A 22,309-nucleotide genomic window follows, 5' to 3' on the forward strand; every position below is an offset into this window, starting at 1 on the left:
GCCAATGCTGTATTTTCCTGGGGCAAACAAAAAAGAAACAATCCTCTTGTGATTGTTTCCCCACGGCTGTGCCTATATTATTTTTGGTTAAACGCACGCTTGCCAATCAATTCAAATGTTCGCGGGAAGAGCGCATAAATGGTGCTCCCCGCACTCATCCAGCGCGGCAGATTGATTTCCCTTGTCCTGGTCATCATCCGGTCCACCACCTGTTTGGCGACATACTCAGGCTGAAGCATAAAGCGCTTGATGTTTTTGACATATGTACCTTGTTCATCCGCTATATTAAAGAAGTTTGTTGCAATCGGGCCAGGGTTGACAGAAGTGACAAAAATGCCAAAATCGCTTACCTCCATGCGCAGGCTGTTCGTATAGCCCAGAACTGCATGCTTGGTTGCGGAATATACGCTCGATTTGGGAGTAGCGATTTTTCCGGCCTGGGAAGCGATATTGATAATGTGGCCGCTCCGCTTCTCCCTCATGCCGGGAAGCACCATTGAAGTGCAGGCCATCAGGCCGACCACATTCACATTGAACATGGATTGGATCTCCGCGAAATCCGCCTCATGAGCATGGCGAAATACACCAAAACCTGCATTATTGACAAGAATATCGCAGTGGCCGATTTCAGCTAGAACTTCCCCGAAAACCCTCTGGACAGCGTCCGTGTCGGAAACGTCCAGGCTTCTGGCAATGACCTTCACTCCCCTCCCTTCAAGCTCCGCTTTTAAAGCTTCAAGCTTATCCATACTGCGGGCGAGCAGGACAAGATTAGCGCCATCCCGGGCACAAAGGCGGGCCATTTCGGCTCCTATTCCTCCTGAAGCCCCTGTAATGATAATATTTTTATCCTTTAAACGATTGTTTGACACTTTGAACACCTCACTTGGCGGCGTAAAGCAGGGCCGCTTCTTCCTCTTTCATCGTAATCTCTCCGAGCGATTGCAGGTAATCAAGCTGTGCCACTGTTTCTGAAATCGTCAAGCTTAACTCTTTTTGATAGACAGCCGGGAAAAGGCGCTGGCAGATTTCAAAAGGAGACTTGGCCCCTTCCTCCAGCATCGCTTTCACTTTCATCGCACGCTCATGCTGGCGCAAGAGCCTTTTTTCAATTAGGGGGACAATATCGCCGAAGTCCTCTCCATGCCCGGCGTGCACAAGGGAGACGGGATATTCCTGGAGCTTCCTTAGAGATTCGTTATATTGCAGCTGCGGCATGGGGCGTTCCAATTCACCAGGATGCGGCGGCTCAAGGAGCGGGTTGGGCGAAATATGGGCAAGCAGGAGATCCCCGCCAATCAGGACGCCATCCTTTTCACGCCAAAGAGCAATATGGCCCTGGGCATGCCCCGGGGTTTCAAGCACTCTCCAGTCACGGAGTCCAACAGGCATGTCATTTTCATGCAAATAACCGGTTAAGGGGCGGTTGCACGAAAAACGGAGCATTTTTGCCATCCTTTGCACAAAGGGTACATAAAAAGATTCCGGGACGCCAAAGGCACGATACAATCCCGTAAAAAACCGGTTATGCTCTGCAGCAAAATCGGGAGTCCTGTTCACCCATCTTTCGTTCAGCTGGTGGGCATGGACTTCGAGCGAAGCTGGCAGGAAATCCAGGAGCCCGACATGGTCCGGATGATGGTGAGTCAGAATGACCTGCTCGATCTCTTCAGGAGAAATGCCCAGCTGTGCCAGCTGGAACCTGAATGCTTCCCATGCCTCGTCTGTCTTGACCCCTGCGTCGACAAGGGTGAGCCTGTCTCCTTTTATTAAATAAGTATGGACATCTCCTACCGGAAACGGTGTTGGCAATGTCAGTTTGGCAATTCCATTTTTCCATTCAGCCATGTTCTTCTCCTTAAAAACGTTATATTTCCATAAAGACTATGTAACTTTAATAGACCTCGCAAAATCAAGTTTACCGAAAATAGACCGTATTGTCATTATCCCTGGATAATTTTTCAGAAAAGACAAAAAACTTTTCCCTGTACCTTGACAGCTAATGCCCATTTAAAGCATAATCACTATTAAAAATAAACCTTTCATCCTTTAAAGGATGGAAGGTTCTTTTCACTTTATTATCGGCCGTTATCGATTTTGTCGATACATTATAAAATTGGAGGAACAATGAAATGAAAAAGCTCGTATTTTTCGGAGCTGGTTCAATGGCAGAGGCGCTAATGTCCGGCATCATTGAGAATGGTTTGCTGAAAGGCAGCCAAATCTGGGTGACAAACCGAAATAACCAAAAGAAGCTGAACCAGCTTGAACAAACCTATGGAATAAATGGTTCCTATGATTACAATGAACTGTTTGCAGATGCGGATGCCGTCATCCTGGCCATGAAGCCAAAGGATGCGGCCGGTGCCATCAATGAGTTCAAATCCTTCCTCAGGAATGACATTCTGTTAATTTCCGTCCTGGCCGGGGTATCACTGGAAACGATGGAACAAGCGGCCGAAAAGCCGCTGGCCATCATAAGGGCCATGCCCAATACCTCCGCAGCAGTCAGCCGGTCGGCAACGGCCATCGCTGTAAACCAGAGGGTGACCGAGGCGCAAAAAAGGATTGCCCAAAAGCTTTTTGAAACAGTGGGCTTCACAGCCTTTGTCCAGGAAGAACAGCTTGATGCTGTCACCGGGCTGTCCGGCAGCGGTCCGGCATACATCTATTATCTCGTTGAAGCAATGGAAAAGAGTGCGGTTGAAATCGGCCTTGAACAAAAGCTTGCCAAAGACTTGATTGTCCAGACCCTGATTGGTGCCGCAGCGATGATGGCCACATCCGAAAAAACACCCGAAGAGCTCCGTTTACAGGTAACCAGCCCCGGGGGAACCACGGAAGCTGGCATCGCCATTTTGGAAAAGCACGGCGTCCAGGAGGCATTTATCTCCTGCATCAAGGAGGCGGCCCTTCATTCCCGAAAAATGGGAGAAGCCCTCTCCTCTGAACTGGGCAGGAGCAAACAGCCCATCAAGCTCTCTGAGTAAACATCCTTAAAAACTCCTGATATACTTGGAAATATTGAAGGAGGTTTTTAAAAGTGGAAAGAAAACTATTTTCTCCCTATGAAATCAGGGGACTGACATTGAAGAACCGGATTGTAATGGCGCCGATGTGCATGTACTCCGTTGAAAAGGAAGATGGGGCGGCGACAGATTGGCATTATACCCATTACGAAACCAGGGCGGTCGGCCAGGCTGGACTTGTCATTCTCGAGGCCACGGCCGTTACACCCCAGGGAAGAATCTCCCCTCAGGATCTGGGAATCTGGAGCGACGATCATGTTGAGGGACTCGGGGAGATCGTCAGGCGCATAAAACGCCACGGGGCAAAAGCAGGCATTCAAATCGCCCATGCAGGAAGAAAAGCGATGCTCCCGGAAGAAATTATCGCTCCTTCCCCTCTTGCTTTCAACGAAAAATACAAACAGCCGAAGGAAATGACAAAAGAAGACATCCTGGAAACCATAACAGCTTTTAAGAAAGCGGCAGAGAGAGCAAAGAAAGCTGGGTTTGATGTCATAGAACTCCATGCCGCGCACGGCTATTTAATCAACCAGTTTTTATCGCCGCTCACCAATAAACGTGAAGATGAATATGGCGGCTCACGGGAGAAGCGGKACTTGTTCCTCCGGGAAATCATCGATGAGGTGAAATCTGTGTGGGATGGCCCGTTATTTGTAAGAATATCTGCCAAAGACTACAGAGAAGGCGGTCTGGACGTTGCTGATTATACCGTGATGGCTGGATGGATGAAAGCACAGGGCGTTGACCTGATCGATGTCAGCTCAGGTGCGGTAGTGCCTGCAAGGATTTCTGTTTACCCGGGATACCAGGTGAAATTAGCGGAAAGAATCCGTCAGGAAGCCGAAATTGCGACAGGAGCGGTCGGCCTGATCACCACCGGTATCCAGGCGGAAGAAATCCTCCAGAACGAGCGTGCAGATCTCGTCTTCATTGCCCGGGAACTGCTCCGTGACCCATACTGGCCGCGCACCGCCGCCAAAGAACTAGGCGTGAGCATACAATCACCGGAGCAATATAAGAGAGGGTGGGAATAAGGAAAGCGGAAGCGGCTTGCTCAGGGGCGACAGGCATAAGACGCATCAGGAATGAAGGCGCTCTTTGCCTTCAATCCTGAGGTGGCTTATGACCCGAGACCCTAGCCGCTGGAGCTGGACAAGAAGAAAAGCGGAGCCGACTGCCCAGCCCCGACAAGCATAAGACGCACATGGAATGAAGGCGCTTTTTGCCTTCAATCCAGGGGTGGCTTATGACCCGAGACCCTAGCCGCTGGAGCTGGACAAGAAAAAAAGCGGAAGCGGCTTGCCCAGGGGCGACAGGCATAGGACGCATCAGAATAGAAGGCGTTTTTTGGCTTCAATCCTGAGGTGGCTTATGACAAATTCAAAGGCACCGTTATTTCCATAAAGTCTTCGGCAACCACGGTGTCCGGAAATACACTTCTTGCTTCCTGCTCGAGCATTTTCCAGTCTTCCCTGTCAAATCGTGAGCTGATATGGGTAAGGCAAAGCCGTTTAGCCTGGGCTTTCAGCGCCGTCTCAGCCGCCTGCAGGGTAGTGGAGTGGAAATACTCACGGGCGAGCTCCTCCTGCCCCCCGGAAAAGGTTGCTTCATGGATGAGCAAGTCGGCACCGGCAGCAAGAATGCGGGCAGCTTCGCATGTCCTGGTATCGCCAAGAATGGCCACCACACGGCCCTTTTGGGCAGGGCCAAGAAACTCTGCAGAATGGAGCTTACGGCCGTCTTCGAGCTCCACTGAGCCCCCCTGCTTAATCTTTTTATAAATGGGCCCAGGCTGGACTCCGGACTCTTTCAGCTTGTCCACCAGCAGCGTCCCCGGCCTGTCCTTTTCGATGACACGGTATCCATAGGAAGCAATCCCATGCTCCAGAAGCCTGGCTTCAACGATAAATTGATCGTCTTCATAGATGACGCCTTCTTCAATTTCAACGATTTTAATTGGGTATTTCAGATAGGATTTACTCACCTTAAGGCTGACCTCTATATAATCTTTAAGGCCTGCAGGGCCATATACCGCCACTTCGGTATCTCCCCCCAGGAACGAGCGGCTGGAAAGCAGGCCCGGCAATCCATAAATATGATCCCCATGCAAATGGGTTATGAAAATTTTTTCAATCCTGCGCGGTTTAATACTTGTATGTAAAATTTGATGCTGTGTAGCCTCCCCGCAGTCAAAAAGCCAGATTGAGCCCCGTTCCTCCAGAAGCTTCAATGCGACAGAGGTAACATTTCTCGGCTTGGCGGGCATGCCTGCCCCTGTCCCAAGAAAAAAAACTTCCATGTTCCATATCTCCTTTTATGGAGCCCGTTTGCCGCGCGGACAGCGGGCTGTAAAGATTCTGCTACTACTATATCACAATTGGCAGGATAAATTGGAAGCGCCGGAACAAAACTATAGACATCTTTCATTTGCCAATTTGCGATGAAACAGCTAAAATTTTATACTTGTACAGTGTAGTTTACATACGTAATATATTAAAGATAAAGAGAGGTTCTTGACATTGGCACAAATCGAAAAACCCACTGCGTTAATCATGATTTTCGGTGCAACAGGAGACCTGGCGAAACGAAAGTTGTTCCCGTCCCTATATAACCTGTTTAAAAAAGAGCAGCTTGGCCGCTTTGCTGTAATTGGCGTCGCAAGAAGGACACTGACCAACGAGGAATTTCAGAATAATGTGAAGCAGTCAGTAAATCCCGATGGTACGGAAAACAGCGAAATCGATGAGTTTGCTTCAAGATTTTACTACCACTCTCACGATGTGACTGATTCAAATTCGTATGCAGCGCTAAATCGGCTGGCAACGGAAATGGACAGCCACTATGGACTTGAAGGGAACCGGATTTTTTACCTGGCAATGGCTCCCGAATTCTTCGGTACAATTGCCGAACACCTGAAGCTGGATGGCCTTACGGAAACCCAAGGATTCAAACGGCTTGTGATTGAAAAGCCATTCGGGCATGATCTTGATTCGGCAAAGGTATTGAACAATCAAATCAGGACAGCTTTCTCCGAGGATGAAATATACAGGATAGACCATTACCTCGGCAAGGAAATGGTCCAAAATATCGAGGTCATCCGCTTTGCCAATGCCATCTTCGAGCCGCTCTGGAACAATCGCTTCATTTCAAACATCCAGGTAACATCCAGTGAAGTTCTTGGAGTTGAAGAACGCGGACGCTATTATGAAAAGAGCGGGGCGCTAAGGGACATGGTCCAAAACCATATGCTCCAGATGGTCGCGCTGCTGGCCATGGAACCCCCAATCCGCCTGACAACCGATGAAGTCCGGTCCGAAAAAGTTAGAGTATTCAGGGCATTGCGTCCAATCAAGGACAGTGATGTCAATCAATACTTTGTACGCGGCCAGTATGGAAAAGGGGAAATCCAGGGTCTGGAAGTCCCGGCCTATAATCAGGAAGAGATGGTCAGCCCTGAATCGAACACGGAAACATTCGTGGCCGGCAAGCTGATGATTGACAATTTCCGCTGGGCAGGAGTCCCATTCTATATCCGGACAGGAAAGCGGATGGCAGCTAAATCCACCAAGATTGTCGTGCAATTCAAGGAGATCCCGATGGATTTATATAACAAGCAGGAAGGTTCAGTMAATCCGAATCTTCTCGTCATTCACATTCAGCCTGAAGAAGGCATCACCCTCTATTTCAATGCCAAGCGGAGCGGGCAGACTCTTAATTCCACTCCTGTCAAGCTAAGCTATGCAAACAAAGGCATAGATGGCTTGAATACGCCTGAAGCATATGAAAAGTTGCTATATGACTGCCTGCGGGGAGATGCCACCAACTTCACCCACTGGGATGAAGTAGCTCTTTCCTGGAGTTTTGTCGACAACATTTCCGCCGTTTGGGAAAATGAGAAAGAGAGCTTCCCAAATTATGAATCAGGCACAATGGGACCAAAAGCAGCTGATGAGCTGCTGGAGAAGGACGGATTTTTCTGGTGGCCGGTCACCCATCTGGATGTAGAAACGTGTTAAATTGAAAAGAGTGTTTCCAGAGGGGAAATCCCTTTGGAAACACTCTTTTTTCATACTCACGCAATGAAGGTTGGCTCCAAAAGTTGTTCCCAATACCAAGTTTGAAAAATAGACGGACAATTTCCGCTTAAATCGGGAAATACCATCATTTCCCGAAAAATAAGGGAGGTTTTTCCGCTTATATTCATTTTATCCTTAAATTTAGTCCTATATTGAGAGGTTAATCGGAATAAGTCCGCTTATTTCTGCTTTGAAAGCCTCTAATATATACATTAACCGGAATTTCTCCGCTTATAAACTCTTTGCCTATATGAAAAATCAACAATGACATCCCAGGAACCCAACAAAAAACAGCAGTCCAATTCAGTTGCGAATTGGACTGCTGTTTTAAAGCTATTAACTGAAAATCCTATTTCATCCACTCAGTATGGAAGATGCCTTCCTTATCCACACGCTGGTACGTATGGGCACCGAAATAGTCGCGCTGTGCCTGCAGCAGGTTGGCAGGCAGCGTTTCGGTCCGGTAGCTGTCGTAGTAGGCCAAAGCAGACGCAGAGCAAGGGACAGGGATGCCGTTTTGGGCAGAGACGGCTACGATTTCCCTTAATGCACCCTGGTAGCTTTCGACGATTTCCTTGAAATATGGATCAAGAAGAAGGTTTTTCAAGCCAGGGTCCCGATCGTAGGCTTCCTTGATCTTCTGAAGGAACTGGGCACGGATGATGCAGCCGCCGCGGAAAATCATGGCGATGTCGCCATAGCGGAGGTCCCAGCCGTACTCCTCGGAAGCCGCCCGCATTTGGGCAAATCCTTGGGCATAGGAGCAGATTTTGCTCATATACAATGCTTTTCTGACTGACTCGATAAACGCCTCGCGGTCACCGGTGAAAGGTGCCGCTTCAGGGCCGCGCAAAATTTTGCTGGCAGCCACCCGCTCGTCTTTCATTGCTGAAATAAAGCGGGCGAATACGGATTCCGTAATAAGCGGCAGTGGCACACCAAGATCCAGGGCGCTTTGGCTTGTCCACTTTCCTGTTCCTTTCTGGCCAGCTGTGTCCAGGATAAGGTCAACAAGCGGCTTGCCCGTTTCGTCATCGACTTTAGTAAAGATATCGGCTGTAATCTCAATCAGGTAGCTGTCCAGCTCTCCTTTGTTCCACTCGGAAAATACCTTATGCAGCTCCTCTGCGGTCAAGCCCAGGACATTCTTCAGCAGGAAGTACGCCTCCGAGATCAATTGCATATCTCCATACTCAATCCCATTATGTACCATTTTTACATAATGGCCTGCTCCATCGGGACCAATATATGTAGTACATGGCTCGCCATTTACTTTGGCAGAAATATCCTTAAAGATAGGAGCCACAAGGTCATATGCTTCCTTCTGGCCTCCAGGCATGATGGAAGGTCCTTTGAGCGCTCCTTCTTCTCCGCCGGAAACGCCAGTCCCGATAAAGTGGAAGCCAAGTTCGCTTAGCTCCTTGTTTCGGCGCTGTGTATCCGTATAAAGGGTATTTCCGCCATCAATCAGGATGTCCCCTTTTTCGAGATGCGGCTTCAGCTGCTCAATTGTTGCGTCGGTTGGCCCGCCTGCTTTAACCATAAGCATGATTTTACGCGGCTTCTCCAATGACTGGACAAACTCTTCGATGGAAAAAGTGCCGACAATGTTTTTTCCTTTTGATTCCGCCAGCATTTCATCCGTTTTTTCGCGGGAACGGTTATAGACGGATACTGAATAGCCCTTGCTCTCCATGTTCCATGCAAGGTTTTTTCCCATGACCGCAAGGCCGATGACTCCGATTTGTTGCTTTGACATTTTACGACGTCCCTTCTAACTGTTCTATAGTTGTTAAAATGAGTACACTCTAATTTAGCAATAAGTTACGATAGTTTGCAAATAACAAGCATACTGTTCGTTTTATATTTTAACTATCAGTGTGGAAAATAACCAACTGATTGATTACTCTTTTTTGGGTTTCTCCTGATTTCTTTGCTGCAGGAAATCCTTATTGAAGCTGGTATCATTCCTCCCTGATGCCCCTTGGTTCAGCCGCAGCCGGCTTGAGGCATGGCCAATGATATTGTTCCCGTATTTTTCCTGCAACATGGACATTGTATTCATCAGGGGTTCTTTTTCCGCATCCTTTTCATAAGAAAATAGGTCCAGCTGCTTTACGGCAGACTCCGCCTCCACCAGCCCTGTTCCCGTTATGCCAAGCAGCCTTACTGGATTCCCATCCCAGTTTTTGATGAACAATTGCCTGGCCTCCGCTAAAATCTCTTCTTTTCGGCCAACCGGATTCTCCAGCTTGTGGCTTCTAGTAATCGTCTTCCTGTTTTTATATCGAATGGTGATGCCAATGACTTCAGAGAGCACCTGTTTTCGCTTCATCCTTGCAGCAACCTGTCCAGAGAGCCGCTCGAGAACCATGATCAGTTCCAGCTGATTGGCAATATCCTTGGGCAGCGTGGTTGAATTCCCAATGCTTTTAAAATCAAAAACAGACTCGGGGTCAACCGGCCTTCTGTCGATTCCATTTGCTCTTTCCCTAAGCCTGAGCCCATTGATCCCTAGCAACGCTTTTAGTTGGATTTCATTGGATTTTGCCAGTGCCCCAATCGTATCAATTCCAATACCTTTCAGTTTTTCCGATGTTTTATTTCCCACCCCATGCATTTCTCCTACTTCCAGCGGCCAGAGAATATGGGGGATGTCGCGTTTTCTTAAAATCGTGATGCCCAGCGGCTTTTTCATATCCGAAGCTGTCTTGGCAAGAAATTTGTTTGGGGCGATGCCTATGCTGCAAGGCAGGTCCAGCTGCTCAAGAATTGTCTTTTGGATATCCTCGGCAATCGCCAGCGGAGAGCCAAGTTCTTGGCTGCCGGTAATATCGATATATCCTTCATCAATCGAAACTGGCTCTACAAGGGACGAGAACTGTCTCAGGATTTCAAACATTTCGGCAGACGCGGCCCGATACCTGTCAAAATTGGGAGTCATGACAATCAGCTGCGGACAAAGCTTCTTGGCTTCCCAAAGCGGCATTGTCGTCCTGACGCCAAACTTGCGGGCTTCATAGCTGCAGGTCACGATGATTCCCCGCCGCTCTTCGGGATTCCCGGCAATGGCCAGCGGCTTTCCCTTTAGCGACGGATTGCTGGCCATCTCCACTGAGGCATAAAAACTGTTCATATCAACATGCAGGATGACCCGTCCATTCTTTGGATACATCTCTTTCATATCCTCACATCCTAAAGAAAATCTGCTTCTATTTTAGCATTCCCTTGTAAAAATAACAGAGGCACCGCTCCTCTCATAATCCATAAAAAAACCCGCATGGCTGCGGGTTTAGACTGGACCAGCTTTTAAATGGAAACCTTGCTTCCTGCCATTTCCCTGGCAGACTCCACGGCCTTTTCCTTGGCATTAGCCATGATTTCCGGCGCCTGTTTTGGGAAATGGTCCATTCCCTCCGCAACCACGGTATCCATGACGTCCATCCCAAGGAATGTGAGCACCTTTCTGATATATTGGTCTCCCATTTCGAAATCGGCCATTGGACCTGTTGAATAAATGCCTCCACGTGTCTGGATATGAATCGCTTTCCTTCCCGTCAGCAACCCTTTTGGCCCTTCCGGGGTAGAAATGAACGTTTTGTTGATGAGGAACATATTGTCCATAAATGCCTTAAGAATGGCAGGTGCCCCCAAATTCCAAATAGGCGTCACAAAAACATAGTAATCAGCATCAATGAACCGGTCTGCCAGGGCGTGCATGGCAGTGAATTTCTCCTGCTCCCCTGCTGATAGCTGCTCAAAGCTGTATCCCATAAAGGAAAGCTTGGCACGGGCATACAATAGATCCATGTCGATCTGCGGTATCTCCATATCATATAAATGCATTCTTTCAAGCTCGACATCCGGGCGTTCCTGCAGGAAGGTATCGAGAAAAACCTCCCCGATTTGCGCCCCTTTCGATAAGCGGACATCACTTTTTGGATTGGCGGTAATATACAGCAGCTTTGGCATAGGCGTGTGCATCCCTTTCCCTAAATAATATATTCCATTACCCTAATAGTAATGGAATAAAGTTTGTGAAAGAGTAAACAGATAGTAACGTTTTGTGACAAGAAAAGCGTAAGCGGCTCGCCCAGGGGCGACAGGCATAAGACAAGCCGGCATGAAGGTTGCTTTTTAACCTTCCTGACGGATTGGCTTATGACCCAAGCCCCTAGCCGCTGGAGCTGGACAAGGAAAAGCGTAAGCGGCTCAGCCAGCCTCTTAAAAAAAGAGCATCACATGGATGCCCACAGCTCGTTAAGAAAGAGTAACTTTCTCTGCAATTTTTGGGTTAATGCTCATTGACCTGTTGAGTTCTACTCCAGGCGCTTCGCTTTCCGGGGCGTGCCGGGGAGCCTCCTCGGCGCTGAAGCGCCTGCGGGGTCTCCCCAGCCCCGTACTCCCGCAGGAGTCTTCGCGCCTTCCGTTCCAATCAACAGGAAGGAGGCAACCTAAGTAATTGCCGCACACCTTTCTCTCCTGGCTGTGAGAACCATGGATGCTCTTTTACTCATTTATTGTCCGGCAACTTCCTGGATGATTGCGATGACCATTTCTCCTAGCTTCCCGAGTTCCTCGATTGGCATTCTTTCATTGGTCGTATGGATTTCTTCATAGCCGACAGCAAGGTTGACCGTCGGGATTCCAAAACCGGCAATCACATTGGCATCGCTGCCTCCTCCGCTTTTGAGAAGCTCGCAGCTGCGGCCGATTTTCTTTGCTGCGGTGCGGGCGATTTCAACTACCTGGTCGCCTTCGCCATATTTGAAGCCTGGATACATGACATCGATTTGGACATCCGCTCTGCCGCCCATTTGTTCAGCCACACTCTCAAAGGCTTCTTTCATCTTGCCAACCTGTGCTTCCATTTTTTCCGGCACCAGGGAACGGGCTTCCGCTAAAATTTCCACATAATCGCAAACGATATTTGTCTGCGTTCCTCCTTCGAAGCGGCCAATATTGGCTGTCGTTTCTTCGTCAATGCGGCCAAGCGGCATTTTCGCAACAGCCTTGGCAGCCATTGTAATTGCGGAAATGCCTTTCTCTGGAGCTACTCCGGCATGAGCCGTTTTTCCATAAATCTTCGCCAGCACCTTCGCCTGTGTCGGAGCGGCAACAACCACATTGCCCACTTTGCCGTCACTGTCAAGAGCATACCCGTATTTGGCTGTCAGGCGGGATGGATCGAGGACTTTGGCACCGACAAGCCCGGACTCCTCGCCCACTGTAATGATAAACTGAATGGTTCCATGGGGAATCTGCTGTTCTTTTAGGACAGTGATTGTCTCCAGCATAACCGCAAGTCCGGCCTTGTCATCCGCCCCAAGGATCGTCGTTCCATCAGTAACAACATATCCATCCTTGATGGAAGGTTTGACGCCGCGGGCAGGCACAACCGTATCCATATGGGAGGTGAAGTAGATTGGATCCACTCCCTCCTTGGTTCCGGCCAGGGTGCAAATAAGGTTTCCGGCTCCGTGCCCCGTTTGGGCAGTGGTGTCGTCTTCAAACACATCGACGCCAAGGTCCAGAAACTTTTGTTTCAGGACTTTGGCAATTTCGCCTTCATGCTTTGTTTCCGAATCGATTTGCACCAATTCGAGGAATTCATTTAGCAATCGATCATTGTTAATCATTGATTAAGGACCTCCATCTTATGTAATGCTATCTTAGTATACCGTCTGCAGCTTTATCCCATCAAATTTTTCAGTTAAGAGTCTTTACAGGGGAATATTTCCATGTTTTTTTGCTGGTCTGCTCTCCTTCTTGGTTCGCAGCATTTCCAGGGCCTGAATGATTTTGATCCGTGTTTCCCGCGGATCAATGACATCATCCACCATGCCGCGGCTGGCAGCTACATATGGATTGGCGAATTTTTCACGGTACTCGTCAATCTTCTGCTGCCGAGTTTCTTCCGGATTCGGACTGTTCTGGATTTCCCTTGCAAATATGATATTGGCTGCCCCTTGCGGCCCCATAACGGCAATTTCCGCATTAGGCCATGCAAACACAAGGTCGGCGCCAATAGACTTGCTGTTCAGGGCGACATATGCACCGCCGTATGCTTTTCGCAGAATAACCGTCAATTTGGGCACTGTCGCTTCCGAATAGGCGTACAGGATCTTTGCTCCATGACGGATAATGCCGCCGTGCTCCTGCTTGATGCCAGGGAAGAAGCCTGTGACATCTTCAAAGGTAATAAGCGGAATGTTAAAAGAGTCGCAGAAACGGATGAATCGGGAAGCTTTATCCGAGGAGTCAATATCAAGCCCGCCAGCCATGAACTTTGGCTGATTGCAGACAAGTCCAACCACCTCTCCTTTAACTCTGGCAAGGCCGATGACAATATTCTTCGCAAAATCCTTCTGTATCTCCAAAAACGAATCCTTGTCCACCGTTTCGGCAATGACCGCCCGCACATCATATGGCCGGATGGCATCGAATGGCACAATATCCGTCATGTCGGGACGGTAATCATCATCAAGGTCCGCTTCGAGCCTTGGAGGCTTCTCTTCAAAGTTCTGAGGCAGATAGCTGAGGAGCGCACGCACCATTTCAAGCGTTTCAGCCTCTGTGCTTCCGTAAAAATGGGCATTGCCGGAGATGGTGTTATGTACACGGGCACCGCCAAGGTCTTCTGCCGTAATCTTTTCACCTGTTACCGTTTCAATCACCTTGGGTCCAGTGATGAACATTTGACTGGTGTTTTCAACCATGAAAACAAAATCGGTAATGGCAGGAGAATATACCGCTCCGCCTGCACAAGGCCCCATTATGACAGAAATTTGCGGAATCACACCCGAGTAAATGGAATTCCGGTAAAAAATCTGTCCATACCCGTCGAGGGAAACGACACCCTCCTGGATCCTTGCTCCGCCCGAGTCATTCAGCCCAATGAATGGCGCACCATTCTTGGCGGCCAGATCCATGACAGTGGCGATTTTATTGGCATGCATTTCCCCGAGTGCCCCTCCAAAAACAGTAAAGTCCTGGGAAAACAGATAAATCGGACGGCCATTCACCTTGGCGTAGCCCGTAACAACCCCATCGCCGGGTCCCTTTTGATTCTCAAGTCCGAAATCCGTACACCGGTGTTCAATAAAAGGATTGAGCTCGACAAAGCTGCCGGGATCCACGAGGAGGTCAATCCTTTCCCTGGCTGTCAGTTTGCCTTTTTCATGCTGCTTTTCAATTCTTTCATCGCCGCCTCCCAGCTCGATTTCCCTGCGGCGGTCATACAACTCATTTATTTTTTCATAGATGTCAGCCATTACTCTCTCTCCTTCTTTTCGCACAATTCAAATAAAACGCTTCCAGTTGACTTAGGGTGCATGAATGCGACCAGGGCATCATGGGCTCCTTTTTTCGGCTTGTCCTGTATCATCGCAATACCTTTTTCCTTTAGTTCATCGATCCTCTCCTGAATCGAATCCACTCCGAGAGCCACATGATGGATTCCCTCACCCCGCTTTTCTATAAAACGGGCAATCGGGCTTTCGCTCGAAGTTGGCTCCAGCAGCTCAATTTTCACTTCGCCAACTTGTAAAAACGCTACCTTCACCCGCTCACTGGCAACCTCTTCAATGCCAAGCAAAGGCAATCTCAATACATCTGTATAAAAGGGCAATGCCTCTTCCAGTGACCTGACAGCTACACCGATGTGATCCACCTTTTTAATCATCCTCAAGCCTCCAAATAATATTAGAATATAATTAATAGTTTCTATATTCGACATAAATTTCACAAATCCTTCTAAAATTAGGATTGTAGAAACTCGTTTCCCCATATAGTATAATAACCATAGGACAAACTTACAGGCTCTGAAGGGGGAGATGGATTTGCGCAAGCGCAACACCCGGAAAATCATCATCTATATCATGCTTTTCACCATGATTGCCTCAACTCTTCTTGCAGGAGTGGCAACTTTCTTATAAGGTAAAAAAGAGGGGCTCCGAAAATCCGGAGCCCTTCTTTTTGTTATTGCGTTTAATCAATATGTTTCAAACCCTTAAAGGAGCGTTTAAGGAGAAGGTAATTCTCCATCTCTTTTAAAAATTGAAGCAGGTTGGCCCTTGCTTCAAACTCTTCCCTAGTTTTGGGGAGTTCCATTTTTTCGAATTTGGTTCTTAGCCTGTAAAGCTTCTCGAGATAATAAAGAACAGTATTCCCGGGATGGACCCCGCGGGAAAGCTCCTCCACAAAGTCGCCAATCATGTCTGCCTGCTTTACATGGAGGGGGATGGACGTGACAGCGGGCAGAATTCTTTCAATAATATCAAACTGCTTTTCGCGAATCTTAAAATATTGATAATACAGATTCTCCTCGCGTAAAAAATGGTTCTCTATGTCCCGAAAAGCGAGCGTCTTTGCTTCATTGATCAACTCTAATGTTTCGGGAAGCTCCCTGCCGCCCCAGCTGCTGTCTCCGCTCCTCAGATAATTGGCGATTTCATGAAAGATGCTTTTGAAATTTTCGTCGATCCGCTTTTGGTATTCTTCCAGTTTGGCGTCTGCACTGGGCATGTAGAGATTCGCAATCAACGCAACGCCAATGCCGATAAGGATGATTCCCACCTCATTCAACAGCAATCCTCCTGTAACCTGTTCAGCCGAGAATATATGGAGGATAATCACACTGCTTGATACAATGCCGTCCCTTGCCCCAGCCAAGACAACGGTCGGAATGAAAAACAGAAGCATCAAGCCGATTACAGCCGGGTGGTAGCCGATTCCTTCAAAAAAGAGAGTTGAGAACACCATGGCAATGAGGCAGGCTAAAATCCGGTCCCACGAAGCCCGAAGAGAGCGCTTCTTCGTTACCTGGATGCACAGGATTGTGAGGATTCCTGCGGAGGTGAAATGCTCCAGTCCTGCATACTGGGCAATCATGATGGAACTCGCTGTGCCTACGGCTGTTTTCAATGTACGGTATCCTATTTTAAATTTCATGTCCTTGTCTCCCCAAAAAAATAAAAAGATGATCACTTGTATCATCTTTTTATTCTATCAGATATATTGTTGAGTCAAAAACTTCCCTTAGACCTCTTCGCAGTGTTCTTCAAAAGTATTCTGAAGCTTTTGGACAACCGCCATTGGATCATGTCCTTCAATTTCATGGCGCTCAATCATCGTGATGATCTCTCCATCTTTCAAGAGCGCAAAGGATGGGGATGATGGCGGATAGCCGGTGAAATAGCTTCTTGCTTTCTCGGTGGCTTCCTTGTCCTGGCCGGCAAACACGGTAACCAGCTGATCGGGGCGCTTGTCGTAATGGAGGGCGTGTGCAGCAGCTGGCCGGGCAATCCCGCCGGCACAGCCGCAGACAGAATTAATCATGACAAGAGTAGTGCCTTTTTGGGCAAAAGACTCTTCCACTTCCTCAGGGGTCTTCAATTGTTTATATCCAGAAGCACTGATTTCATCACGTGCCTGGCGGACGACATCATTCATAAAAAAATTAAAATCCATACTCAAAATGATCACTCCTTAGTGTAAGCATAATCTCGCTTCATACCTATATATTAACAAGACAAACACGTTCTTTTCAAACAAGAAATTTTTTTGGGAATTGTGTTTATGAATCAGCGGAGGGGGAATAGTAACAATACAGCTAGATCCATACCCCTAAACTCCCTAGATAAGGACAGCGCCATTCCCTGCGCTGTCCCCTTTTTTTTTTGCCTTAGCGGCCATGATAGGCCTTAAACAGCTCTTCCACTGCAGCAGCCACAGGCCTGCTGCCTGAAATCACTTCGTTCTCGGCTCTGGGAAGGAGCGTTTTAACGTCCGGATGATGAAAAAAGCTGAAATGAAGCTGATCCATGATCATGGAATGGATCCATTCCTTTGTCTGCAGCCGCCTTCGAACTTCAAATACTCCCGACTGCTTTGTACTATGTTCAAATTCCGAGATAAGCCCCCATATGTCGGAAATTCCTCTTCCGTAAAGCGCGGAGCAAGTAAGAGCCTTGGTTTCCCATCCTTTTGTAGCGGGCTGAAGAAAATGCAAAATCCGGCCATATTCGTGCCTTGTCTTATCTGCATTTGTGACATTGTCTCCATCCGCTTTGTTGATGATGACGGCATCTGCCAGCTCCATGATCCCTTTTTTCATTCCCTGAAGCTCATCGCCGGCTCCCGTCAGCACAAGCAGCATGAAAAAATCCACCATGTCCCTGACAATGACTTCACTCTGGCCGACCCCTACTGTCTCCACGAGAATGACATCAAACCCGGCACTTTCACAAAGAAGCATCGTTTCCCTCGTTTTTCTATGGACTCCTCCCAATTTCCCACCCGAAGGAGATGGGCGGATGAATGCCTGGGGATTCCTGGCGAGCGTTTCCATTCTTGTTTTATCCCCGAGTATGCTTCCTCCCGTCAGGCTGGAGGTTGGATCGACAGCCAGGACGGCCACCTTGTGGCCAAGATTGCAAAGGTATGTTCCAAAAGCTTCAATGAATGTGCTCTTTCCGGCTCCCGGAACTCCCGTGATGCCTATCCTGATGGCATTACCGGTTTTAGGCAAAAGCTTTTCAAGCAGCTGCTGGGCTTTTTGGAAATGATGTTCCGCATTGCTTTCCACCAGGGTAATTCCGCGCGCAAGTGCAGTTCGGCTTCCATCCAGGATTTGCCCGGCAAGTTCTTCAGCGTCGATATCCAGCCCGGATTTTTTAACAAACCTGCTCCGTTTGACCGAGCGGGAATCTACACCCTTTTCAGGAGGAGAAATGCCTTTTCGGACTACACTTTGAAACTGCCCGGGAGACTCGGGATCATACCATTCCGGTTTCTTTTCGTTTTCCATCTACCTTGACACTTCCTCGTATCCCAACCGTTCATACACGGTTTGAAGGACCTTTTGGGCCGCCGCCGGAATCACGGTACCCGGTCCAAAAATGGCACTTGCCCCCTGATCGAGCAAATATTGATAATCCTGTGCAGGAATGACTCCGCCAACGACGACGACTATGTCTTCGCGGTCAAGCTTTTTCAGTTCTCCCACAAGCTGAGGCAGCAGCGTTTTATGGCCGGCTGCAAGAGAACTGATGCCAATGACGTGCACATCATTTTCGACAGCCTGCATGGCCGTTTCTCCCGGGGTTTGGAACAAAGGGCCGATGTCGACATCGAAACCAAGATCGGCAAAAGCCGTTGAAATTACCTTCGCGCCGCGATCATGTCCATCTTGTCCCATCTTCGCTATTAAAATCCTTGGCCGTCTTCCCTCCTGTTCGAGGAAGTCATCCGTCATTTCCTTAACCGCTGCCATTTCCTCCTCATTGGAGTAAGCCGAACTGTAAATTCCGCTTATTGAGCGGATCACTGCCTTATGCCGTCCCGCAGCTTTCTCGACGGCATCAGAGATTTCCCCAAGTGTGGCTCTTACCCTTGCAGCCTGGACAGCAAATTCCAGAAGGTTGCCCTCACCCGTTTCCGCCGCTAAGGCAAGTGCCGACAATGCCTCAGATACTTTTTCCTGGTCACGGGAAGATTTCAGGTGCTGAAGCCTTTCGATTTGCTTCTGGCGCACCGCTGTATTATCGATATCCAAAATTTCAAGAGGGTCCTCCTGATCCATGCGAAACCGATTGACGCCAATGATGGTCTCCTTGCCCGAGTCGATTTGGGCCTGCCGGCGTGCGGCCGCCTCTTCAATCTTCATTTTAGGGAGGCCCGTTTCAATCGCTTTCGCCATTCCTCCAAGGCTTTCAATTTCCTCAATATGTTTCCAGGCGCGGTCGGCCAGCTCTTTAGTCAAGGCTTCCACATAGAAGCTTCCGCCCCATGGATCGATGACATTCGTGATTCCTGATTCTTCCTGGAGGTAAAGCTGGGTGTTGCGGGCAATTCGGGCCGAAAAATCGGTCGGCAGGGCAATTGCTTCATCAAGGGCATTGGTATGGAGCGACTGGGTATGCCCCATTGCGGCTGCATGTGCTTCTATTAGGGTGCGGATTACGTTATTGTACGGATCCTGTTCCGTCAGGCTCCACCCTGATGTTTGGGAGTGGGTTCTTAAAGCCATTGATTTTTCATTTTTAGGTTCAAAGGACTTCATCATTTTCGCCCAAATTTGCCGGGCCGCCCTCATTTTCGCTACCTCCATGAAATAGTTCATGCCGATTGCCCAGAAGAACGACAGCCTTGGTGCGAAAGAATCAATATCGATGCCGGCTTTCAGCCCTGTCCTGACATATTCAAGTCCGTCAGCAAGTGTATAGGCCAGCTCAATATCAGCGGGAGCCCCAGCTTCCTGCATATGATAGCCCGAAATGCTGATGGAGTTGAATTTCGGCATATATTTTGACGTATATTCAAAAATGTCAGCAATGATTTTCATGGACATTTCCGGCGGATAAATATACGTGTTGCGAACCATATACTCTTTTAAAATATCATTTTGGATGGTCCCCGAAAGTTTTTCCTGGCTGACACCCTGCTCTTCGGCCGTTACGATATAAAAAGCCATGACAGGCAGGACAGCTCCGTTCATCGTCATCGAGACGGACATTTGGTCAAGCGGAATGCCGTCAAAAAGAATTTTCATGTCAAGGATCGAATCAATCGCAACCCCGGCTTTTCCGACATCGCCGACAACACGGGGATGGTCGGAGTCGTAGCCTCTATGGGTAGCCAGATCGAATGCTACCGACAAGCCTTTTTGCCCCATCGCCAAATTCCGCCTGTAGAAAGCATTGCTTTCCTCCGCTGTGGAAAAACCGGCATACTGCCTGACGGTCCAGGGCCTGTTCACATACATGGTCGGATACGGCCCGCGTGTAAAGGGAGGCAAACCTGGCTTGTCATCCAAATGTTCCATACCTTCAATGTCTGTTTCCGTATAAAGCGCCTTTAGCTTAATACCCTCGTTCGTCTCGAACAATAAATCGTCAATGGACCTTCCAATCTCGGCTTCCGCTTTCCGCCTCCAGTCCTCATAGGATGGCTGCTTTGAGGCCGAGTATGGGGAAATCTTCTTGAAATCAGGCTTTTTGCCCATGATTTGCCACCTCCATTTCATTTAACAGATGTGATAGACTCTCGAATTGGCTGCTCTTCATATGATAGAAATTCTTTATACCTGCTTGCGTAAGTGCCTGTCTATCCTCCATGCCGGGATATCCTGCCAAGGCTACCGAAACATCTGGATACCGGACGCTGATTTCCTTTGCCAGTTCAACTGCCAGCTGGCTATACTGCTGATCGTCCCCGCAAAGGCAAAAATGATTTAGATTGGAAGTTTCAATGAAATCATATGCTGTTTCTGCCTTCTCCACGTCCGGACTTTTTTGCGTGCCAATCCCGCCGGAAGCCAAAAAGCCTATAATAAAATCCATCCTTGCTTTATGCTGCTTTAAATTTCCGAGGCAAATCAGGCCGACAGCAGGCTTCGATCCGGTTTTCTCTTCCATAGCAGCTGCTTTAAACCGAAGCTCTTCATAAGGCTGGGACAGCCTCCCGGCAGGCAGGGGTTTAAAAGCGGTCTTAGACTCCTCAACCTCGACAGGTTTCGCTTTCGCCTGTTCGGCTGCATTCGCATACACGTTGGTCCCAATGATGCTTTGTTTGCGCAAAAAAACATCCTTGTCCCTCTCTGCCCTGACCTTTGAAATGTCCTCCTGAAGCCAGTTTGACTTTAATGCCGCCAGCACTCCTTCCTGCTCTTCTATCTGCAGGAAACAATCCCATGCCTTTTCTGCCAGTTCCTGTGTGACAGATTCAATATACCACGATCCTCCCGAAGGATCTGCTACCCTTTCAAGATGGGCTTCGGCTTTTAGAATAAGCTGGGTATTGCGGGCAATCCGCTCCGAAAAGGCCGTTGAATGGCCAGAGGCAATGTCAAGCGGCGATACACTTAAATACTGAACTCCGCCGAGCACGGCTGCAAAAGCTTCATTTCCGGCACGAAGCAGGTTGACATAAGGATCGAAAACTGTCTTTGTAAATAAGGATGTCTCAGCAGAAATGGTCATTTTCCCGGACTCCCCACCTGCGCCATAAGCCTCTGCCACCTTGTTCCATAACATTCGGGCTGCTCTCAATTTGGCAATTTCCATAAAAAAGTTTCCGCCAATTGAAAAATGGAAAACCAGTTTGCCTAATGCCTTTTCAAGGTCCCAGCCATTATCGAGAAGTGTTTGGATATAAAACACCCCGGTGGCCAATGCGATTCCGAGTTCCTGCACAGCATTTGCACCGGCGTTATGGTAAGGGGTCGTATTGACAAGAATGGTCTTCACTTCCGGAAAAGAGGTGTCGGCAATTCTCAGTGTCTGCTCCCACTCCTTAAAAACATCCTTTTCCTCCTTTGGAAATCCGCCCGCACCGGCTGCTTCGGCAACCGGGTCTGCAGCGACGAACCCGGTAACCATGTTTTCTGCACCGCCAGCGCCTTTTGCCGCAGTCTTTATGAACGCATCCAGGAACCCCTTCGCGAAAATGGTGAAGGGTGCCTGACTGCTGTATTCTGCTATCAAGCGGGATAGTCTTTCTTCATCCGCAAACAGCTTTGCATCCGCTTCGAATGCCAAAGCTGTCTGTCCCGAGGAAAAGGCTTTTTTTGCTTTCTCTTCCAGGTCCACTAATGATGCATAATTTATCCTGTTAGCCACATGCCAGCTGTGGCCCTGGTACCCGGACGCATGAATCCCCCTTCTAAAATCGGATTTGCCCGGATAGCCAGACAACCGGGAAACATCAATGTCCTCCCTGGAGTATAATGGCTTGAGCTGGATATTCTCATATGTACGTTTGGAAAGGCTTTCAATGTTTCGGCCCTTTAAGGATTCCTCCGCCTTTGTGCTCCAATCTTCCGTTGCAGCCCGCGGAAAAGCCATGTTCTTGACTTCTTCAAGTTTCATAAGAACCACTGCCCTGTCATGGACAGCTTTTCCCTCCCTTCAATTCCGCAAAAATAACGAAAAATTTCAAATAATTACTCCTCTTTTATTGTAGTACTTCCTTGAAAAAAAGAAAAGCATTGAACAAGCAATGCTCAGCTTGTCGAGAAAGGATACCTTTCTCGACAATTTTTTGTTTATGCTCATAGGCCTGTTGATTTCCACTCCAGGCGCTTCGCTTTCCGCGGGCGTGCCGGGGAGCCTCCTCGGCGCTAAAGCGCCTGCGGGGTCTCCCCTGCCCCGTACTCCCGCAGGAGTCTTCGCGCCTTCCGTTCCAATCAACAGGGTAGGCACC

At 48.6% G+C, this 22,309-nt stretch carries 19 protein-coding genes; 4 read left to right on the forward strand and 15 right to left on the reverse strand.

Annotated elements, in window-relative coordinates:
- Positions 1 to 77: 77 nt before the first annotated feature.
- Both ADU22_RS21635 and ADU22_RS21640 read right to left on the reverse strand, forming a co-directional pair.
- Positions 78 to 872, reverse strand: coding sequence for an SDR family NAD(P)-dependent oxidoreductase (locus ADU22_RS21635; protein ID WP_053364704.1), 795 nt, complete (start codon positions 870 to 872; stop codon positions 78 to 80).
- A 10-nt stretch (positions 873 to 882) separates the two neighbouring features.
- The gene (locus ADU22_RS21640; protein ID WP_053364022.1) at positions 883 to 1,848 is read right to left on the reverse strand and encodes an MBL fold metallo-hydrolase; all 966 of its coding nucleotides are present in this window, start codon (positions 1,846 to 1,848) and stop codon (positions 883 to 885) included.
- 284 nt (positions 1,849 to 2,132) lie between these two features.
- Between ADU22_RS21640 and proC the strand changes: the two genes are divergently transcribed.
- Both proC and namA read left to right on the forward strand, forming a co-directional pair.
- Complete coding sequence (proC, locus tag ADU22_RS21645; RefSeq protein WP_053364023.1) at positions 2,133 to 2,990, forward strand: pyrroline-5-carboxylate reductase; 858 nt, start codon at positions 2,133 to 2,135, stop codon at positions 2,988 to 2,990.
- 53 nt (positions 2,991 to 3,043) lie between these two features.
- Positions 3,044 to 4,063, forward strand: a complete 1,020-nt coding sequence (gene namA, locus ADU22_RS21650; RefSeq protein WP_053364024.1) for an NADPH dehydrogenase NamA — start codon at positions 3,044 to 3,046, stop codon at positions 4,061 to 4,063.
- Positions 4,064 to 4,398: 335 nt separating this feature from the next.
- On the opposite strand, the gene rnz is transcribed toward namA, so the two are convergent.
- Positions 4,399 to 5,328, reverse strand: a complete 930-nt coding sequence (rnz, locus tag ADU22_RS21655) for a ribonuclease Z (RefSeq protein WP_053364025.1) — start codon at positions 5,326 to 5,328, stop codon at positions 4,399 to 4,401.
- A gap of 220 nt (positions 5,329 to 5,548) precedes the next feature.
- Here rnz and zwf point away from each other — a divergent pair, with 220 nt between their 5' ends.
- Complete coding sequence (zwf, locus tag ADU22_RS21660) at positions 5,549 to 7,045, forward strand: glucose-6-phosphate dehydrogenase (RefSeq protein WP_082252960.1); 1,497 nt, start codon at positions 5,549 to 5,551, stop codon at positions 7,043 to 7,045.
- Positions 7,046 to 7,454: 409 nt separating this feature from the next.
- On the opposite strand, the gene gnd is transcribed toward zwf, so the two are convergent.
- The 6 genes from gnd to mce all read right to left on the reverse strand — a co-directional run bounded on the left by gnd (position 7,455) and on the right by mce (position 14,789).
- Complete coding sequence (gnd, locus tag ADU22_RS21665; protein ID WP_053364026.1) at positions 7,455 to 8,864, reverse strand: NADP-dependent phosphogluconate dehydrogenase; 1,410 nt, start codon at positions 8,862 to 8,864, stop codon at positions 7,455 to 7,457.
- A 144-nt stretch (positions 8,865 to 9,008) separates the two neighbouring features.
- Complete coding sequence (locus ADU22_RS21670) at positions 9,009 to 10,289, reverse strand: DNA polymerase IV (protein WP_053364027.1); 1,281 nt, start codon at positions 10,287 to 10,289, stop codon at positions 9,009 to 9,011.
- 125 nt (positions 10,290 to 10,414) lie between these two features.
- The gene (locus ADU22_RS21675; RefSeq protein WP_053364028.1) at positions 10,415 to 11,077 is read right to left on the reverse strand and encodes an FMN-dependent NADH-azoreductase; all 663 of its coding nucleotides are present in this window, start codon (positions 11,075 to 11,077) and stop codon (positions 10,415 to 10,417) included.
- A gap of 545 nt (positions 11,078 to 11,622) precedes the next feature.
- Positions 11,623 to 12,744: a tripeptidase T gene (locus tag ADU22_RS21680; protein ID WP_053364029.1), complete on the reverse strand. Its 1,122-nt coding sequence runs from the start codon at positions 12,742 to 12,744 to the stop codon at positions 11,623 to 11,625.
- Positions 12,745 to 12,828: 84 nt separating this feature from the next.
- Entirely contained in the window at positions 12,829 to 14,379 is a 1,551-nt protein-coding gene (locus ADU22_RS21685) for an acyl-CoA carboxylase subunit beta (protein WP_053364030.1), read from the reverse strand.
- Positions 14,379 to 14,789 (reverse strand): methylmalonyl-CoA epimerase, encoded by a 411-nt coding sequence (mce, locus tag ADU22_RS21690; RefSeq protein WP_156324414.1) that lies wholly within the window; start codon positions 14,787 to 14,789, stop codon positions 14,379 to 14,381. The genes ADU22_RS21685 and mce overlap by 1 nt, the downstream gene beginning before the upstream one ends.
- 157 nt (positions 14,790 to 14,946) lie before the next feature.
- Here mce and prli42 point away from each other — a divergent pair, with 157 nt between their 5' ends.
- Entirely contained in the window at positions 14,947 to 15,042 is a 96-nt protein-coding gene (prli42, locus tag ADU22_RS24845) for a stressosome-associated protein Prli42 (protein WP_156183231.1), read from the forward strand.
- 52 nt (positions 15,043 to 15,094) lie between these two features.
- On the opposite strand, the gene ADU22_RS21695 is transcribed toward prli42, so the two are convergent.
- The 6 genes from ADU22_RS21695 to ADU22_RS25085 form a co-directional block, all read right to left on the reverse strand.
- Positions 15,095 to 16,057: an aromatic acid exporter family protein gene (locus tag ADU22_RS21695; RefSeq protein WP_053364032.1), complete on the reverse strand. Its 963-nt coding sequence runs from the start codon at positions 16,055 to 16,057 to the stop codon at positions 15,095 to 15,097.
- Between the two features lie 87 nt (positions 16,058 to 16,144).
- Positions 16,145 to 16,582 carry a BrxA/BrxB family bacilliredoxin gene (locus ADU22_RS21700; protein WP_053364033.1) on the reverse strand — a complete coding sequence of 146 codons (438 nt, stop codon included), beginning with the start codon at positions 16,580 to 16,582 and terminating at the stop codon, positions 16,145 to 16,147.
- 208 nt (positions 16,583 to 16,790) lie between these two features.
- Positions 16,791 to 17,915, reverse strand: a complete 1,125-nt coding sequence (meaB, locus tag ADU22_RS21705; protein WP_053364034.1) for a methylmalonyl Co-A mutase-associated GTPase MeaB — start codon at positions 17,913 to 17,915, stop codon at positions 16,791 to 16,793.
- Positions 17,916 to 20,111 carry a methylmalonyl-CoA mutase gene (gene scpA, locus ADU22_RS21710; protein WP_053364035.1) on the reverse strand — a complete coding sequence of 732 codons (2,196 nt, stop codon included), beginning with the start codon at positions 20,109 to 20,111 and terminating at the stop codon, positions 17,916 to 17,918.
- Positions 20,095 to 21,975 (reverse strand): methylmalonyl-CoA mutase family protein, encoded by a 1,881-nt coding sequence (locus ADU22_RS21715; protein ID WP_053364036.1) that lies wholly within the window; start codon positions 21,973 to 21,975, stop codon positions 20,095 to 20,097. The genes scpA and ADU22_RS21715 overlap by 17 nt, the downstream gene beginning before the upstream one ends.
- A gap of 66 nt (positions 21,976 to 22,041) precedes the next feature.
- Positions 22,042 to 22,296, reverse strand: coding sequence for a hypothetical protein (locus ADU22_RS25085; RefSeq protein ID WP_053364037.1), 255 nt, complete (start codon positions 22,294 to 22,296; stop codon positions 22,042 to 22,044).
- Positions 22,297 to 22,309: the final 13 nt, after the last annotated feature.

Source organism: Bacillus sp. FJAT-27251, assembly GCF_001273925.1.
Taxonomy (GTDB): Bacteria; Bacillota; Bacilli; order Bacillales; family Cytobacillaceae; genus Mesobacillus_B.

Bases quoted from the DNA above. Each gene is read 5' to 3' on its own strand.
- ADU22_RS21680 (WP_053364029.1), bottom strand. From the start codon at position 12,744: ATGATTAACAATGATCGATTGCTAAATGAATTCCTCGAATTGGTGCAA.
- mce (WP_156324414.1), bottom strand. From the start codon at position 14,789: ATGATTAAAAAGGTGGATCACATCGGTGTAGCTGTCAGGTCACTGGAA.
- scpA (WP_053364035.1), bottom strand. From the start codon at position 20,111: ATGGGCAAAAAGCCTGATTTCAAGAAGATTTCCCCATACTCGGCCTCA.
- ADU22_RS21715 (WP_053364036.1), bottom strand. From the start codon at position 21,975: ATGAAACTTGAAGAAGTCAAGAACATGGCTTTTCCGCGGGCTGCAACG.
- ADU22_RS21695 (WP_053364032.1), bottom strand. From the start codon at position 16,057: ATGAAATTTAAAATAGGATACCGTACATTGAAAACAGCCGTAGGCACA.
- ADU22_RS21675 (WP_053364028.1), bottom strand. From the start codon at position 11,077: ATGCCAAAGCTGCTGTATATTACCGCCAATCCAAAAAGTGATGTCCGC.
- ADU22_RS21640 (WP_053364022.1), bottom strand. From the start codon at position 1,848: ATGGCTGAATGGAAAAATGGAATTGCCAAACTGACATTGCCAACACCG.
- meaB (WP_053364034.1), bottom strand. From the start codon at position 17,915: ATGGAAAACGAAAAGAAACCGGAATGGTATGATCCCGAGTCTCCCGGG.
- gnd (WP_053364026.1), bottom strand. From the start codon at position 8,864: ATGTCAAAGCAACAAATCGGAGTCATCGGCCTTGCGGTCATGGGAAAA.
- rnz (WP_053364025.1), bottom strand. From the start codon at position 5,328: ATGGAAGTTTTTTTTCTTGGGACAGGGGCAGGCATGCCCGCCAAGCCG.
- proC (WP_053364023.1), top strand. From the start codon at position 2,133: ATGAAAAAGCTCGTATTTTTCGGAGCTGGTTCAATGGCAGAGGCGCTA.
- ADU22_RS21670 (WP_053364027.1), bottom strand. From the start codon at position 10,289: ATGAAAGAGATGTATCCAAAGAATGGACGGGTCATCCTGCATGTTGAT.
- ADU22_RS21685 (WP_053364030.1), bottom strand. From the start codon at position 14,379: ATGGCTGACATCTATGAAAAAATAAATGAGTTGTATGACCGCCGCAGG.